Source organism: Janthinobacterium fluminis, assembly GCF_028595325.1.
GTDB classification, from domain to species: Bacteria; Pseudomonadota; Gammaproteobacteria; order Burkholderiales; family Burkholderiaceae_D; genus Janthinobacterium; species Janthinobacterium fluminis.
This window is the reverse complement of sequence record NZ_JAQQXR010000034.1, coordinates 1-1,478: the sequence shown is the minus strand read 5'-3', so window position 1 is coordinate 1,478 and position 1,478 is coordinate 1. Positions and strand designations below refer to the sequence as shown.

The 1,478-nt window shown below is 52.9% G+C and carries 1 rRNA gene; it reads left to right on the top strand.

The window, feature by feature from the left end:
- Positions 1 to 39: 39 nt before the first annotated feature.
- Positions 40 to 1,478, top strand: a 16S ribosomal RNA gene (locus OIK44_RS25640); the annotation flags it as partial.

The window sequence follows — 1,478 nt, the reverse complement described above, 5'->3', positions numbered from 1 at the left end:
ATGGCTTCGACCTGTCAGAAATGACATTAAACAGAGATTAAACTGAAGAGTTTGATCCTGGCTCAGATTGAACGCTGGCGGCATGCCTTACACATGCAAGTCGAACGGCAGCACGGAGCTTGCTCTGGTGGCGAGTGGCGAACGGGTGAGTAATATATCGGAACGTACCCTAGAGTGGGGGATAACGTAGCGAAAGTTACGCTAATACCGCATACGATCTAAGGATGAAAGTGGGGGATCGCAAGACCTCATGCTCGTGGAGCGGCCGATATCTGATTAGCTAGTTGGTAGGGTAAAAGCCTACCAAGGCATCGATCAGTAGCTGGTCTGAGAGGACGACCAGCCACACTGGAACTGAGACACGGTCCAGACTCCTACGGGAGGCAGCAGTGGGGAATTTTGGACAATGGGCGAAAGCCTGATCCAGCAATGCCGCGTGAGTGAAGAAGGCCTTCGGGTTGTAAAGCTCTTTTGTCAGGGAAGAAACGGTGGGGGCTAATATCTCCTGCTAATGACGGTACCTGAAGAATAAGCACCGGCTAACTACGTGCCAGCAGCCGCGGTAATACGTAGGGTGCAAGCGTTAATCGGAATTACTGGGCGTAAAGCGTGCGCAGGCGGTTTTGTAAGTCTGTCGTGAAATCCCCGGGCTCAACCTGGGAATGGCGATGGAGACTGCAAGGCTAGAGTTTGGCAGAGGGGGGTAGAATTCCACGTGTAGCAGTGAAATGCGTAGATATGTGGAGGAACACCGATGGCGAAGGCAGCCCCCTGGGTCAAGACTGACGCTCATGCACGAAAGCGTGGGGAGCAAACAGGATTAGATACCCTGGTAGTCCACGCCCTAAACGATGTCTACTAGTTGTCGGGTCTTAATTGACTTGGTAACGCAGCTAACGCGTGAAGTAGACCGCCTGGGGAGTACGGTCGCAAGATTAAAACTCAAAGGAATTGACGGGGACCCGCACAAGCGGTGGATGATGTGGATTAATTCGATGCAACGCGAAAAACCTTACCTACCCTTGACATGGACAGAATCCCGGAGAGATCTGGGGGTGCTCGAAAGAGAACTGTCACACAGGTGCTGCATGGCTGTCGTCAGCTCGTGTCGTGAGATGTTGGGTTAAGTCCCGCAACGAGCGCAACCCTTGTCATTAGTTGCTACGAAAGGGCACTCTAATGAGACTGCCGGTGACAAACCGGAGGAAGGTGGGGATGACGTCAAGTCCTCATGGCCCTTATGGGTAGGGCTTCACACGTCATACAATGGTACATACAGAGCGCCGCCAACCCGCGAGGGGGAGCTAATCGCAGAAAGTGTATCGTAGTCCGGATTGTAGTCTGCAACTCGACTGCATGAAGTTGGAATCGCTAGTAATCGCGGATCAGCATGTCGCGGTGAATACGTTCCCGGGTCTTGTACACACCGCCCGTCACACCATGGGAGCGGGTTTTACCAGAAGTAGGTAGCTTAACCG